This window comes from Rhizobium sp. 05L419 (assembly GCF_056397845.1).
In genome coordinates, this window is record NZ_JBFTOF010000020.1 from 101,459 (window position 1) to 115,292 (window position 13,834).

The following is a 13,834-nucleotide window of genomic DNA, read 5'->3' on the forward strand; positions in this document are numbered from 1 at the left end:
GGATACTGAGTATGTAAATAAATGTTCAATTTTGGTTGATCAAATGTTATTACGTTATTGAACATTTAAATCTGGTGTAATAATGAGCGAAACCCGTGATGCAAAATGGTTTGCCGAAAAATTAAGCGATAAGTCCATTCGCGGAATTGCATTGGAAACCAGCGCCTTAATCCGAGCTGGTGCGTTGCCTGTCGGGACAAAACTGCCGGCGATCCGCGACCTGGCCTTCGTGCTTGGCATAAGCCCTGCAACAATCTCCGAAGCATGGAGCGAATTGCGCCGCCAGAAGATCATCAGCGGTCGCGGCCGCAACGGTACCTGGGTCAGCGGTGATCGCTTCATCGCAAAACCGGAGCGACTGGCGAGTTCGGGGAATTACGGCGAGGGTGTGCTGAATCTGACAAGTGCCGTGCCGGACGTGCGCCTTCTGCCACAACTGGAGAAGGCCCTGGCTTATGGTGCGTCCGCTGACGACCTCAACAGCTATGAACGCAGCCGTATTCTGCCGGAGCTCGAGGCGGCGGCACGACGGACATGGCCCTATGAGCCGGAGGCGTTTCTCGCCACAAACGGCGGCTACAATGCGGTCTACACGTTGCTTCATGCGCTGGTGACGCCTGGCGCATCCGTGGCCATCGAGAATCCCACGGCCATGCGTCTCCTCGATATTCTCGAGGATCGCGGTGTTCGCATCCTGCCGGTGCAATGCGACAGGAACGGGCCGCTGCCGTCGTCGCTGCGGGACGCGATGAAATACAAGCCGGTCGCATTCCTGTTCCAGCCGCGCCTTCATTCGGTGACCGGCCGAAGTGTCAGTAAGACAAGGCTGGATTCCTTGGCCGACGTCCTGGATGGAAGCGATACGCTGATCATCGAAGATGACGGCGTGGCCGATATTTCCGCTGCGCCGCGCCATTCCCTGGGTGGCCGTTTCCCTGATCGCGTGATCCATATCCTGTCCTATTCGAAGACTTTGGGGCCGGACCTGCGCCTCGCTGTTCTATCGAGTTCCCAAGTGATCGTAGAGCAGATCCAGTCCTATCGCAGTTTTAGCGCCGGCTGGACCAGCAGAATTCTGCAGTCTGCGGCTGCCTGGCTCCTTCGCGATCCGACAACGGAGGAGACGCTGGAGCGCGCCCGGACGATCTATCAGAAACGGCGGGACGATCTAACGAGTGCGTTGCTCGCGCGCGATGTCGCCGTGGAGGATGGGATGGGACTTTGCAGCTGGGTTCCCGTATCATCCGAACCGTTCGCGATGGTGACGATGGCCGCCAGAGGCATTGCCGTCCATCCAGGTGCAAAATTTTCGATTTCCCCGAGCAATCACATCAGGGTAGCGACAGGAAATCTATCGGATCGTTGCGAGGAAGTTGCGGACAGTATCGCGCTTGCGTGTGCTACGCCATGAGTTCGCATCATTGGGAATTGCCGGCTGAGCGATAACAACTGACGCACGATGACACCACCGGCTACTCATAGGGTTCTTGAATGGTCTCGCTGGCATTGCAACGTTAACAGAGCATCGATCAAAGTATGGGATCTGTCGCCCGACTTGCCCGTGATCCACGATTTCCGCTGAGCCTCCGCATGGTCGAGGATAGGCTGGCGGCCCGTGGCGAAAATCTAGCGGGAATTGTACCGATCGATCAAAGCCTGCTGTGACTGAAGATACAGGTCGGCGTCCGCCTCTTCTCAGAAAGAATTTGTCGCTGAGCGGCACTCCACCGAAGTTGTATGTGACGATGGTCCAGCCGTCGTCCGTTTGCTTTTTCACGACTGAAGGTAAGTTGGGATCGAAATGTTTCATGAAACTCTTCCCTTCAATTCAATTCAGCGTTTGGGCTAGAGCAGCCCGCTGGTGCGGGCACCTCAAATTGATCGGCACAGTCTTCGGCCTCATATGGTGTATTCCGGTTCCGATAAAGTTTGATCCATCGTGATGCCGGGAAGCGTTAAATGCGGTCTTCCAATCGGTTTGGCCGGAATACCGGCGACGGACGTATAGGCCGCGACGGCGTTGACAACAACGCTGCCGGCTCCCACCTTGGCGCCGACGCCGATCTCGATATTTCCAAGGATCTTTGCTCCGGCTCCAATGAGCGCACCACGCCGAACTTTCGGATGACGGTCTCCACTTTCCTTGCCGGTGGCGCCAAGAGTTACATTCTGCAAGATGGAAACGTCATCTTCGACAACAGCTGTTTCACCGATAACAAGGCCGCTTCCGTGATCCAGCATAATGCTCTTACCCATCCTTGCCGCAGGGTGAATATCAACACCGAAGACTTCGGAGATCCGGCTCTGGATGTGGCGCGCCAGATGCAGGCGATCATGCTTCCACAGGCAATTTGCGACACGTTGCCCCTGTAAAGCGACAAAGCCTTTGAAGTAGAGAAACGGCGTCAGAATATCGGCATTCGACGGATCACGCTCCCTGATCGCCTTCAGGTCGTCAGCTGCATGCTCGACAACATCCTGATTGTCGCTGAAGACCTGCGCAATCACCGACAGCAATTCGTCCTGATCCAGGTCGTGGTCGGCGAGCTTGAACGCAATCCGCTGAGCAAGCGCCTGTGCGAAGCTGGTATGAAAGAGAATTGTCGAATTCATGGCCCGCGTCAGTACCGGGTCCTTCAATGCTGCGTCACTGGCTTCCTTGTTGAGTGCCTCCCATACGGCCGCGACCCCAGGCGGCGGGGAGACATATGAGTGACTACTGAAACTGATGGTCCGTGCCCTCATACACTTCGGCCCTATGGGGGTTTGTCGAAGCAAACGCTAAGGTATACGCGCCACTCAATGAAGGGCGCGATAGTTTATATTTATCCGAGCAGCGGCAAATATTTGCCGGCGCTTTGCAAAGCACGAAAAAATCGTTCAGTGCGCGGCCTGTCTCTGCTCCGTTGGCCGGCCGGGGAGCCGGCAATCTGAAATCATGACCGGACGAGACCGCCGGCGTGACTATACTTGCGTCCCGTTGGCGAGCGCTAGGGCAATACCGACGCGCTGCCTTTGGCCGCCGGAAAGCTGAGCGGGGTATTTGCTTGCATGTTCCGACAGCCCGACACGGGCGAGAAGCGAGGCGACCTTTTCGTTGATTTGCCGACGGTCGAGGTGTCCGACCAGTTCGATTGGATAGGCGAGTTTCCAGCGACAGTACGAGAGTTTAGTAGATTGAAGTGCTGGAACACCATGCCGATACGCCGCAAGCGCCTAAGGCCCTCGCCCCGCGCGTCGGTGATGCGCTCGTCGCCTTCGCTAGGCCTCTCCAGCAGGTTAATGGTCCGTACCAGCGTCGACTTGCCCGCACCCGAGGCACCGATGATGCCGAAAATCTGTCCGGCCGGAATTTCCAGATTGATGCCGTGCAGGACCCGCACGACACCTGCCTGCGTGGAAAAATCCCGCGCAATGTTCACGAGCCGGATCATCAATCAGGCCACGCTCAAGCCGATGCGCCACTGATAGGGGGGCGGTGTGCCGTTGACGGCAAAATCGCCAACGATGCGATCCTTGTAGATACGGGGGTTATGCGATGACAATGTACGGGCATTGCGCCAATGGCGATCCAGACCGTTCGGCTTTTTTGTAGCGGACGCGCCCAGTGCATCGAAAGTCAACGTGGAGGCATCGAGCACAAGGCTCGACACGACCGTGACTGCCTGAGAGGTTTCCAGTTCCGCGATGGCGTTCGCCTGCTCTTCCGCCGCCTCGTCACCGCCAAAATGAGCCTGATAGGCGCGCTCAATTGCTGCGGCGACCTGCAGCACAATCGCGCCAGCCGCGTAGGCGTTGCCGCGCAGGCGTCCCACCACCTGCAGGACTTGAGGATCCTGGCTCGAACGAGGACCGGCCCCGTTCGTATACGCCCGCTTGCGGGAGGCGACTGCCTGTGCCGTCTCGTTGGCGATCGACCGCCCGATCCCTGCAAGGGTCGCAAGATGAACGAGCTGGTAGAAGGCAGCCCCGTAGCGAAATTTCTCCTCGTCGACGACGACGTTGTCCGGATCCACCTTGACGTTCGTGAACGTCGTGGTCCCGCTGGCCGTCAACGTCTGCCCAAACCCATCCCAATCGTCAACCACATTGACGCCCGGATCGTCGCGCCGGACCTGAAGCACGACGCCCTCGCCTTCTAGCCCCGTGGCGCCCACGTCGATCCAGTCCGCATACAGCGATCCGGTCGTGTAGTACTTCGTGCCATTGACCACCAGGTTGTCGTCCTTCCTGGAGATGCGGGTCGAAAAGGCTTCTTGCTTGGCGTCGCCTATTTCGCTCCACGCGTTGCCTGCGATCTCTCCCCGCGAGATGCGGCCGACCCACTTCGTGCGCGCGTCGCCCGGCGCCTTGTTGACGACGTCCTCGACGAAACCGAAGTGTCCACGCAGCGCCTGCGTGATGTTGGAATCGGCCTGCGACAACTCGATGAGAAGGTTGGCGAACTCCGGCAGCGTCGCCCCGAAGCCGCCTTCGGCCTCAGGCACGCGAAGCGCGCCAAGACCAGCTTTTTTCAGTTGGACGATCTCCTCCTGCGGAAGCCCGCGGGTCGTCTCCCGTTCGATTGCGCCCTTGGCTATCTCTTCGAACAACGGCCGGAAACGCGCCGCGAGTTCTTCGTATCGCGCGGTAGGGCCTGCCCCCCACGCCAGATCGGTCTGTGTCATCGTTTATCCTTGCTGTTGGTTTGCTGCCGTCGTCAGCCAAGCGGCGTTGCCGCGGCGCCGCCCAGATAGAAGTCATGGACGTCTTCCCGAGCCCGAAGTTCTTCTGCGGTTCCGCAGAGTGCGATGCGGCCGTTTTCGAGGATGTAGGCGTAGTCTGCGTACTTGAGCGCCAGATTGGCATTCTGCTCTGCGAGCAGGAAGCTGACGCCGCATTCCTTGTTGAGCGCGCGGATGATCTCGAAGATCTCCTGCACAATGATGGGAGCCAGCCCCATCGAAGGCTCGTCGAGAAGAACGAGGCTGGGCTTCGTCATCAGCGCGCGGCCGATGGCGACCATTTGCTGTTCGCCTCCGGAGGTGAGGCCGGCCTTCGTCTTGCGCTTGTCCCTTAGTCGGGGAAACCACGTGTAGACCTGCTCGAGGCTTGCAAGCAGGTCTACACGCGACGGCTTGCGGACAAAACCGCCCGCGAGGATGTTCTCCTCGACCGTCAAATGCTGGAAGCAGTGACGCCCTTCGAGCACCTGGACGACGCCCTTGGCGACGAGGCCGGAGGCCGACATCGCGCTCACTGGCTCACCCATCCAATGGATGGAGCCGCGGCTGACCTTGCCTCTTTCTGGTCCGAGGAGATTGGAGATCGCCTTCAGGGTCGTCGTCTTACCGGCGCCGTTTGCACCGAGAAGGGCAACGATGTTGCCCTTCTCCACCTTGAGGGTCACGTCACGGACGGCCAGGATGGCCTGACCATACAGGGCTTCCACGTTGGAAATCTCGAGAAACCCGTTGGTTTGCGTGGTCATGAAGATCTCCTGCCGGTCCTATCGATCAATTTTCCGCGCCGCGCGGTTCGATGCCCTTTTCCTTGGCGTAGGCGGCTGCCTTCGCCTTGATCACGTCGGCAAACAGCGTCGTATCTGCCTTGATCCAGTCGGACTTGGCGTCCCAGGACTGCCCGTTCCACTGGATGATCTTGGCGGCGACAGACTCTCCCTTGTGATTGTCGATCGTCGTCTTGAGCGGGCTGATCAACCCCTCGGCGCCGAGTTCGGCGAGACGCTTGTTGTCGATGTTCAGGTTTTCGAGCGCCCACTGCCCTTCGGCCGCCGTCAGCGGACGATTGCCGAACTTCTTGTGACCTGTACGCAGCGCCTCGACGAAGGTGATCGCTTCGATGACGCCGTAGTTGTAGTACACGGTGCCGAACTTGCTCTTGTCCTTGAGGTCGGACTTGCCGGTGTCGACGATGGTCTCCTTGAGCTTCTTGAGGATCCCGTAGTCAGTGCCGGGCGGGAAGACGGATACCGCGAGGTAGCCCTTGGCCGCAGCGCCGGCCGGTCGGGCGTCATCCTCCGAGCCACTCCAGATATCGCCGATGATATGATCTGCCGGGAACCCGACGCGGGCCGCCGTCTTGATGGCGACTGGCGTCATGACGCCCCACCCGCGAAGGAACACCCAGTCCGCACCGGAGCGGCGAATCTGCTGCCATTGAGTCTGCTGCTGTTCGCCTGGATGCGGAACGGGGATCTGAATGTCGTCGAAGCCGTATTTCTTGGAGAGGATGCCGAGCGGTTCGATCGTGTCGCGACCGTAGCCGGAGTCGTGATAGAGCGTTGCTACCTTAAGGCCCTTCAGCTTGTCATAGCCGCCAGCCTGCTTCGCGATATAGTCCACGATGATCTGGGCCTCGCTCCAGTAGTCGAAGATCAGCGGATACTGGTATGGGAACACGCGACCGTCTGTCGCGATGTTCTGACCGCCGCCGGGGCTGACGATTGGAATCTTATCGATGCGGGCCTTGTCCGTCAGCGCGACGTCGAGACCGCTGGAATGCGGATAAATCGCCGCCGTCAGCGCGCCGTTGTAGCCGTTCTTATATCGCTCGTAACACTCGATACCGCGTTCGATCGTATAGGCGGTCTCGCATTCCTGGATCAGGATCTTCACGCCGTCGACGCCACCCTCGACCTCGTTCACGTAGCGAAGGTAGTCGATGTTGCCCGCGCCGAACGGGATGAACGACGGAGCGTACGGACCTGTCCGGTACGTGAAGAGCGGGTAGAGCTGCTGCCCGCTACCGTCTTCGGCGAAGGATGGGCTTGCGAGGACGCCCGCTGCGATCGCAGCGGCAGTCGCAAGGGCGAGCGCTTTCGTTAGAAGTGCCATGGAAGTGTCCCTCTGATGATGGTTGAAATGGTGTCGTCGTACCCCTGTCCGTGGCGAAGACCCGACGCCGAAGTCCCGCCCATTCAGCTAGCTGCCAGGTTTCTTGCGACGGAAAAGACCGTCGGTGATCTTACGGATGAGGCTGGACAGGCCGTCCGGTTCCTTGATGAGAAGCAGGATGATGATGACGCCGAAGATAATGCGCTGCAGGTTCGCCAAAGCTCCCTGGTCGCCGAGTATGGAGACATCGACAACCAGAGAGAGGCGGTCGAGTAGGATCGGCATCAGAACGATGAACGCCGCGCCAAGGAAGTTTCCGAAGATCGTCGCAAGTCCACCGATCAAGATGATGAAGAGGACTTGGAAGGACTTGTCGAGATTGAAGGCATGGGCGTCGGATGTTCCAAGATAGGCGAAGGCCCACAGCGCACCCGCGATTCCGAGAACGAAGGAACTGATCCCGAACGACTGGAGTTTTCGACGCGCGACCCTTATGCCAATGACCGATGCCGCCGTGTCCATGTCGCGTATCGCCATGAACTCCCGACCGACGCGGCTGCGGACGACAGAAAATGCTAGGGCGATAAGAACCACGGTGGCCGTGATCGTGAGATAATAGCGACCGGTGGCCGACTGCAGGTCGTACCCAAGAAAATCAAGCCTCGGCGCTGAGATCGTCAGGGACTGGCTGTCGTTCGAGAACCAGCTGAAGTTCGTAAAGAGCCATTCGAAGAAGAACTGCGCGCCAAGTGTCGATGCGCCCAGGTAGAAGCCCTTGATGCGCAGGGACGGGAGACCGAAGACCACCCCCGCGACCGCGGCGATCAGACCCGCGACGACGAACACGACCGGTAGCGGCAAAGACGGCGCCCGGAGCACAAGGTTGTAAGCCGAAAACGCGCCGATCGACATGAAAGCCGCAGACCCGAGAGACACCAGCCCGGTGTAGCCTTGGAGAAGATTGAGACCGATCCCGGCTAGCCCTAGGACGACGGTCGGAATAATGATCGAACTCAGCCAATAGTCGTCTGCGACCGCCGGTACGACGGCGAATGCTAAGGCGAGCCCAAGCAGGCTCAATATCAGCGGCACCTTGACCGGTGAGGCAGCCGGGGCGACATAAACCGTTTCCTGCAGAACCGTCATCGTCAGACCCTTTCGATTTCACGATCGCCGAACAGGCCGGCAGGACGTATGAGGAGGAAGATGACTGCGAGGATGTAGGCGAACCACGTGGAGACGGTGCCGTTGACAATCGGGCCGACGTAGATGTCCGCCAAGGCCTCCGTGGCACCGACGATCAGCCCGCCGACGATCGCGCCGGGAATGGAGGAGAAGCCGCCAATGATGAGGACCGGCAGCGCCTTGAGCGTCACGAGCGACAGCGAGTACTGCACGCCCTGGCGGGAACCCCAGACCAGTCCCGCGACCAGCGCCACGACGCCCGCAACGCTCCAGACCGTCCGCCAAATGACAGGCAGCCGTATTCCGATCGATTGGGCAGCGACCTTGTCGTCTGCGACCGCACGCAACGAAATGCCCATGCGCGTCTTGTTGAAGACAACGGCGAGAACGGCGACAAGCGAAAGGGCGATGGCGGACGCCACGACGTCGAACTGGCTGACGAAGATGCCACCGACATCCACGCCAATATCCGGAATGCCGATGTCTAGCATGTGCACGTCCGTGCCCATCGTCAGCTGCGCCAGGCCCTCAATGACGAAGCTTAGGCCCAGCGTCGCCATGAACAGCGTGAGCGGATCCCGGTTTCGAATCGGACGCAGGACCAGCCATTCGATGGCGATCGCCATCGCGACCATCAGGGCGCCGGTCAGCGCGAAGGCGGCGACGAAGGGAACTCCCTTCTCGGTGAAGGTTACGAAGGCGAGCGCGGAAAAGAGCAGCATCGCGCCTTGGGCGAAGTTGAAAACACCCGACGCCTTGTAGATCAGCACGAACCCGATCGCGACGAGCGAATACATCACGCCCGCGAAGAGGCCGCCGACTAAAGTCTCGAAGAAGAACGACATGATGGTTTCCTCAGTGGACCGTGCCGAGGTAGGCGGCGATGACGTCTGGGTTGCTTCGAACCTCCTCCGGAATGCCGTCGGCGACCTTGCGTCCGTAGTCGAGCACCACGACATGGTGCGCGAGGTTCAGCACGATGCCGACGTCGTGTTCGATGAGGACGACCGTGGTGCCAAACGAGCTGTTGACCTCGGAGATCGCCTTGCTCATCTCCTGCTTCTCGTCCTGGTTCATTCCGGCCATCGGCTCGTCGAGAAGGAGGAGCTTCGGGTCAGCCACGAGCGCTCTCGCAAGATCGGCGCGCTTTTGAACGCCATAGGGTAGTGTCGAGACGACCCTGTCGGCGTATTGGCCGATCCCCAAAAAATCGATAATCCGGTCTGCACGAACCTGGAAGCTCCGCCGTTCGCTGCCGTCGCGGCCAAACCGGAATATGTTTTCCGMGAAAGTCGCCCTACCCTCACGCGACAGGCCGGCGAGCACGTTCTCCTTCACCGACAGTCGACGGAAGAGCGCGTTGTTCTGAAAAGTGCGGCCGATGCCCAGACGGGCGGCCTTTTGAGGATGGATCTTTTCGAAGCGCGTCCCGTCGAACACCACGTCGCCAGAGTCCGCGCGATACACGCCGTTGATCACGTTCAGCAAAGAGCTTTTCCCCGCGCCGTTAGGGCCGATCAACGCGCATATCTCCCCCGCCGCCACAGAAAAGCTCAGCGCGTTGATCGCCCGGACACCCTGGAAGGATAGGGAAACGTCGTGGAGTTGAAGGAGCTCCGGCATTACGCGCCCACGGTCTTCAGTTCGACAGAAGCGTCGCGACGCTTCACGGCCTCGATGTCACGATAGGCGTCGGCTGGGTGGCGCTTCGGAAGATACGGACCTTCGCCGAACAGCTTCTCGCGCAGCGTGCCTGGCTTATAGGCGGTCGGATACACACCCCGCTTCTGCAGCTCGGGTACCAGTAGATCCACTGCCTGCTCGAAGCTCTCAGGCGTCACGGCATAGGCAAGATTGAAGCCGTCGACGTCGGTTTCTTCCACCCATTCCTGGAGAATATCGGCGATCGTGTTCGGCGAGCCGACGAAGACCGGCCCAACCCCGCCGATGCCGCCCCACTTCGCTAGCTCGTCAACGGTCCAAGCCCTGTCCTTGCCGGCGAAATGCTCGACCATCGAGACGATGGCGTTGGTCTCGACCATCTTCAGGGCATCGGTCGGAGCATACTGGCCAAAGTCTACGCCGCTCCAACCAGACATGAACACCAGCGAGCCATCATACGATGAGTAGTTCTGATATTCCTCGAACCGCTTCTGCGCCTTCTCGTCGGTCTCGTCGATGATCAGCGTGGTCAGATTGTAGATGAGTAGCTTGCGCGGATCACGCCCGGCAGCCGCAGCCTTCTGCCGGATCTCTGACACGTAGGCCTTGAGCAGCGACTTTGTCGGCGCCCCGACGAAGACGCACTCCGCATGCCCCGCGGCAAACGCCTTCCCTGGGCCGGAAGCTCCGGCCTGATAGAGAACGGGCGTGCGCTGCGGGGACGGCTCAGAGAGATGGTAGCCGGGCACGTCGAAGAACCTGCCCTTGTGGCCGATCTCATGAACCTTGCTCGGGTCGGTGAAGATTCCCCGCGCCGGATCGCGAAGGACGGCGCCCTCTTCCCAACTGCCTTCGAAAAGTTTGTAGAGGACCTCGATGTATTCGGCCGCGATCTCATATCGGTTGTCATGGCGCTGCAGCCCCGCTTGGCCGACGTTCTTGGCACCACTCTCCAGATACGAGGTGACGATGTTCCAACCGACACGCCCCTTGGTGTGATGGTCGGCCGTCGAGAGACGCCGAGCGAAGGTGTAGGGATGCTCGAATGATGTTGACGCCGTGATGCCGATCCCGAGGTGCTCGGTCGCGAGGGCTATTGGCGCCGCCAGTTGCAGTGGATCGTTCACGGGAATCTGTGCGGCCTGCTCGATCGCGTGATAGTTCGAACCCTTGTAGACGTCGTAGTAACCGATGACGTCTGCGATAAAGATGCCGTCGAAGATCCCGCGCTCCAGCGTGCGTGCCAGGTCCTGCCAATAGTCAAGATCCTTGTATTTCCAAGACTTGTCTCGCGGATGTCTCCAAAGACCAGGCGATTGATGTCCGACACAGTTCATGTCGAAGGCGTTGAAGCGAATATGGCGGGACATGCCGTCTCCAGAAGAAAGCTAACGATGCGCAGAGCCTAGTCGTCAGGACACGAATAAACAGGTATTCTATGTTTTTTATGGACTATTAATCAGGAAGTTTTTCCGGCTCAGCTGTTTTTGCGCGAAAGCGCTTCCCTTGAAGCCGACGACGAGTGGGCAGCGACCGTCGGAGACCACCAGTTCCGCGCCCCTCAAACCGCGTCCCTTCAACTTTACGAGGGGTCCGTCCAGGTCGAGCGGCTCTCGCGACTGACTCTCGCGACTGCTCGACCTACATCCATTGCATTTAAGCATCCATGGAACCCGTCGCGGAGGTACCGGCGACGCAGGTGTTTGCGGCAAGGTCGCGTCTGCGCTCAGTCCCAAAGCTCCGCGGACGCCTCAACGAGAAGCTTGGAACCCAGCGCGTTCGAAGCGATCCGGTGAACGAATTCGGTCGGTACCATGGACATGTCGCCGACGACGCTAGTGCGGCGCTGGGTAGTGAGTATCGGTATGGAAAATTCGCTACCGGCACAGAGTGGCCCTCTGCATAGGACGTGAGCGGCATTGCGGTGTCACCGACATGACCGGCATGGTCGGCGCGCGCACGGGCGGCGCAACCTCCGCGTCCCTTACCTCGGAAAAATCGGAGTGAAGAAAAGACAATACACCGCTGAAGTTGATGCACCAGCCGCTGTGCATTAGCGCTCGCGGCCGTCAATTTTTGTAGATTGGCTATGTTGGGCAAGAGACAGCTCCGAGCTGAAGTTGGCCATCAAATATTCCGACTGTGTCGACTTCGGGCACTCATATATTTCAGTTATCACTGAAGTAAACAACTTAAAGTGGCGTTTTGGCTTGCGTTGAAGGTTGACTTCGCCTTATAGCTGTAGTCAGGATGCGCCGGGCTGGAAAAACGGAGGTGTTGCCAATGGCTATCGTTTTTCAATCGCACGGTGGTTCCGAGAAGAAGAAGGCAGTTCCAAGACCCGACCTGAGAGCCGTGCCGCCAGCGGCGGGTGACGTCGCCGTCGATGAGGAAGCGGACTTCGGTTATTTTGTGCCGCCGCTCGACGCACCGGAAAACTATCTTCTGGAAGCGGCAACCACGGTCAACGAACTCGACCAACTCGGCGACCTTATGATCGATGTTGTGGCTGACGAGAACGCGCAGGAGGACGCCAGCAAAGATTCCACCTTGCCGCCTGTATTAACGTATTGGGGTCAGTTTTTGGATCACGAGCTAACCGCGCGAACCGACCGCGAGGGAACGATTACCAGTATCGTGAACGCTCATCCGCCTGTGGCATCGTCGGAGGTGGAACGCAACTTCAGGAATGCCCGATCTCCCCGATTTGATCTCGATAGCGTCTATGGTGGGTCTCCCGTTGGAGTCGATATCGGTCCCGAAGTCGTTTCGGTCATTTCAGGCCTGAGGCATCCGACACTGACGAACAAGATGCGTGTCGGCACAGCGATAGATCCAGGTCCACTACCCGACAACACCATCGACGAGCATCGTGATCTACCGCGATACGGTCAGGTGCAGCAGTCTGTCCGGGACGCCGCCCTGACAATAGCCGAAGCAGCGATGACACCAGAAGCATTTCAGAAATTCTCAGCAACGCTACCGCAGCGCGCGATCATCGGCGACAACCGAAATGACGAAAACCTCGTCGTGGCGCAGTTTCATCTGAGCTTCCTGCGATTTCACAACAAGGTCGTAGATTACCTCGCGAACCACAACACAGGCTGGCTGCCCGATTTCAATTCGGCCCAGTCACTTACAAGACTGCACTATCAATGGCTCATCGTTGAAGGCTATCTTAAAGGTGTCTGCGACCCGGCGGTCGTTCAGCGTGTCTTGGATGACCGTGCTTCGCACTTCTTCAAATTCCGCGCGGAGTACGATTCAAGAAAGCAGAACTCCAGGCTGGGCAACGCCCTTCCACTGGAGTTCTCCGTCGCCGCGTATCGGTTCGGGCACACGATGGTGCGGGCCCTATATGACTACAACAAGAATTTTGGGCGGCCCGGTCCACCTGTTCTTGCGCATGCCACCCTCAAACTTCTGTTTGGGTTCACAGGTGGTGGCGGCAACATCGACCTGAACAAGAAGCTTCCCAAGAATTGGGTCATAGACTGGACTCGTTTCACAGGTGTCTCACCGCACGATGCCGCGGACGGCGAAGCAGCACGATTTGCAAGGAAGCTCGACACTGAGCTGGCACCGCCTTTGCGGACTATGGTGAAGGAGGGAAACGACGAGGCCGACGTGGATCTGAGGGCGTTGTTCAAGAGCCTAGCGCGGCGTAATCTGCGACGCGGATATAACTTACGCCTTCCTACCGGCCAGGCTATGCATAAGCATCTCAAACAGATCGGCGCGGTTCAGTCGGCTCCAATTGCGGACGTTTCCGCGCTTTTCGCGGCCAAACCTGGCCTTCGAGACTTTCTCGCTGGCTCTCAGTCTGCCTTCCACACGCGAACACCGCTGTGGTTTTACGTTCTCGCCGAGGCGGAGGCCGCTGGCGGCAATCGGCTCGGCGAATTGGGGGGCTGTCTTGTGGCGCTGACATTTATCGGTGTCCTGCTCTCCGATCCAGATTCCGCGTTGTCACGGGGGTTCCACCCGGATCAAAGCCCGCTGAAAATGCCGGACGATTCTCCGATCGACTCCATTGTGAAATGGATGCGTTTTGCAGCCGTAATGGAATAGCAAGTATCAACGGCATTGCCGTCACGTTCACCTGGCGGGACGGCAAGGCCTGACCATTCATTGGTTTTCAGCAGGAGGAG

General features: G+C 59.0%; 11 protein-coding genes and 1 pseudogene. 2 read left to right on the forward strand and 10 right to left on the reverse strand.

Annotated elements, in window-relative coordinates; all coding sequences use genetic code 11:
- Window positions 1-82 precede the first annotated feature (82 nt).
- Window positions 83-1,411 (forward strand): aminotransferase-like domain-containing protein, encoded by a 1,329-nt coding sequence (locus tag AC1DMK_RS22370; protein WP_477862094.1) that lies wholly within the window; start codon window positions 83-85, stop codon window positions 1,409-1,411.
- Between the two features lie 488 nt (window positions 1,412-1,899).
- Here the strand turns inward: AC1DMK_RS22370 and cysE are convergent, their stop codons facing one another.
- From cysE to AC1DMK_RS22420, 10 genes and pseudogenes are all read right to left on the reverse strand, one after another.
- Complete coding sequence (cysE, locus tag AC1DMK_RS22375; RefSeq protein WP_477862096.1) at window positions 1,900-2,745, reverse strand: serine O-acetyltransferase; 846 nt, start codon at window positions 2,743-2,745, stop codon at window positions 1,900-1,902.
- 219 nt (window positions 2,746-2,964) lie between these two features.
- Window positions 2,965-3,135 carry an ATP-binding cassette domain-containing protein gene (locus AC1DMK_RS22380; RefSeq protein WP_477862134.1) on the reverse strand — a complete coding sequence of 57 codons (171 nt, stop codon included), beginning with the start codon at window positions 3,133-3,135 and terminating at the stop codon, window positions 2,965-2,967.
- Window positions 3,129-3,434, reverse strand: a pseudogene (locus tag AC1DMK_RS22385) (ATP-binding cassette domain-containing protein); the annotation flags it as partial. The pseudogene AC1DMK_RS22385 and the gene AC1DMK_RS22380, both read right to left, overlap by 7 nt.
- 3 nt (window positions 3,435-3,437) lie before the next feature.
- Window positions 3,438-4,667, reverse strand: coding sequence for an acyl-CoA dehydrogenase family protein (locus AC1DMK_RS22390; protein WP_477862098.1), 1,230 nt, complete (start codon window positions 4,665-4,667; stop codon window positions 3,438-3,440).
- Window positions 4,668-4,699: 32 nt separating this feature from the next.
- Window positions 4,700-5,470 (reverse strand): ABC transporter ATP-binding protein, encoded by a 771-nt coding sequence (locus AC1DMK_RS22395; protein WP_477862100.1) that lies wholly within the window; start codon window positions 5,468-5,470, stop codon window positions 4,700-4,702.
- Window positions 5,471-5,495: 25 nt separating this feature from the next.
- Window positions 5,496-6,836 carry an ABC transporter substrate-binding protein gene (locus AC1DMK_RS22400; RefSeq protein ID WP_477862102.1) on the reverse strand — a complete coding sequence of 447 codons (1,341 nt, stop codon included), beginning with the start codon at window positions 6,834-6,836 and terminating at the stop codon, window positions 5,496-5,498.
- An 87-nt stretch (window positions 6,837-6,923) separates the two neighbouring features.
- Complete coding sequence (locus AC1DMK_RS22405; RefSeq protein ID WP_477862104.1) at window positions 6,924-7,982, reverse strand: branched-chain amino acid ABC transporter permease; 1,059 nt, start codon at window positions 7,980-7,982, stop codon at window positions 6,924-6,926.
- 2 nt (window positions 7,983-7,984) lie between these two features.
- A complete protein-coding gene (locus tag AC1DMK_RS22410; RefSeq protein ID WP_477862106.1) occupies window positions 7,985-8,866 on the reverse strand; it encodes a branched-chain amino acid ABC transporter permease in 882 nt (293 codons plus the stop codon).
- A gap of 10 nt (window positions 8,867-8,876) precedes the next feature.
- Entirely contained in the window at window positions 8,877-9,644 is a 768-nt protein-coding gene (locus AC1DMK_RS22415) for an ABC transporter ATP-binding protein (RefSeq protein ID WP_477862108.1), read from the reverse strand.
- Complete coding sequence (locus tag AC1DMK_RS22420) at window positions 9,644-11,053, reverse strand: LLM class flavin-dependent oxidoreductase (RefSeq protein ID WP_037060311.1); 1,410 nt, start codon at window positions 11,051-11,053, stop codon at window positions 9,644-9,646. The genes AC1DMK_RS22415 and AC1DMK_RS22420 overlap by 1 nt, the downstream gene beginning before the upstream one ends.
- 913 nt (window positions 11,054-11,966) lie before the next feature.
- Here AC1DMK_RS22420 and AC1DMK_RS22425 point away from each other — a divergent pair.
- Window positions 11,967-13,754 carry a peroxidase family protein gene (locus tag AC1DMK_RS22425; RefSeq protein ID WP_477862110.1) on the forward strand — a complete coding sequence of 596 codons (1,788 nt, stop codon included), beginning with the start codon at window positions 11,967-11,969 and terminating at the stop codon, window positions 13,752-13,754.
- Window positions 13,755-13,834 lie beyond the last annotated feature (80 nt).

What these genes read in the sequence shown, in the direction of transcription:
- AC1DMK_RS22370 (WP_477862094.1), top strand. Translation starts at nt 83, where the DNA reads ATGAGCGAAACCCGTGATGCAAAATGGTTTGCCGAAAAATTAAGCGAT.
- cysE (WP_477862096.1), bottom strand. Translation starts at nt 2,745, where the DNA reads ATGAGGGCACGGACCATCAGTTTCAGTAGTCACTCATATGTCTCCCCG.
- AC1DMK_RS22390 (WP_477862098.1), bottom strand. Translation starts at nt 4,667, where the DNA reads ATGACACAGACCGATCTGGCGTGGGGGGCAGGCCCTACCGCGCGATAC.
- AC1DMK_RS22395 (WP_477862100.1), bottom strand. Translation starts at nt 5,470, where the DNA reads ATGACCACGCAAACCAACGGGTTTCTCGAGATTTCCAACGTGGAAGCC.
- AC1DMK_RS22400 (WP_477862102.1), bottom strand. Translation starts at nt 6,836, where the DNA reads ATGGCACTTCTAACGAAAGCGCTCGCCCTTGCGACTGCCGCTGCGATC.
- AC1DMK_RS22405 (WP_477862104.1), bottom strand. Translation starts at nt 7,982, where the DNA reads ATGACGGTTCTGCAGGAAACGGTTTATGTCGCCCCGGCTGCCTCACCG.
- AC1DMK_RS22410 (WP_477862106.1), bottom strand. Translation starts at nt 8,866, where the DNA reads ATGTCGTTCTTCTTCGAGACTTTAGTCGGCGGCCTCTTCGCGGGCGTG.
- AC1DMK_RS22420 (WP_037060311.1), bottom strand. Translation starts at nt 11,053, where the DNA reads ATGTCCCGCCATATTCGCTTCAACGCCTTCGACATGAACTGTGTCGGA.
- AC1DMK_RS22425 (WP_477862110.1), top strand. Translation starts at nt 11,967, where the DNA reads ATGGCTATCGTTTTTCAATCGCACGGTGGTTCCGAGAAGAAGAAGGCA.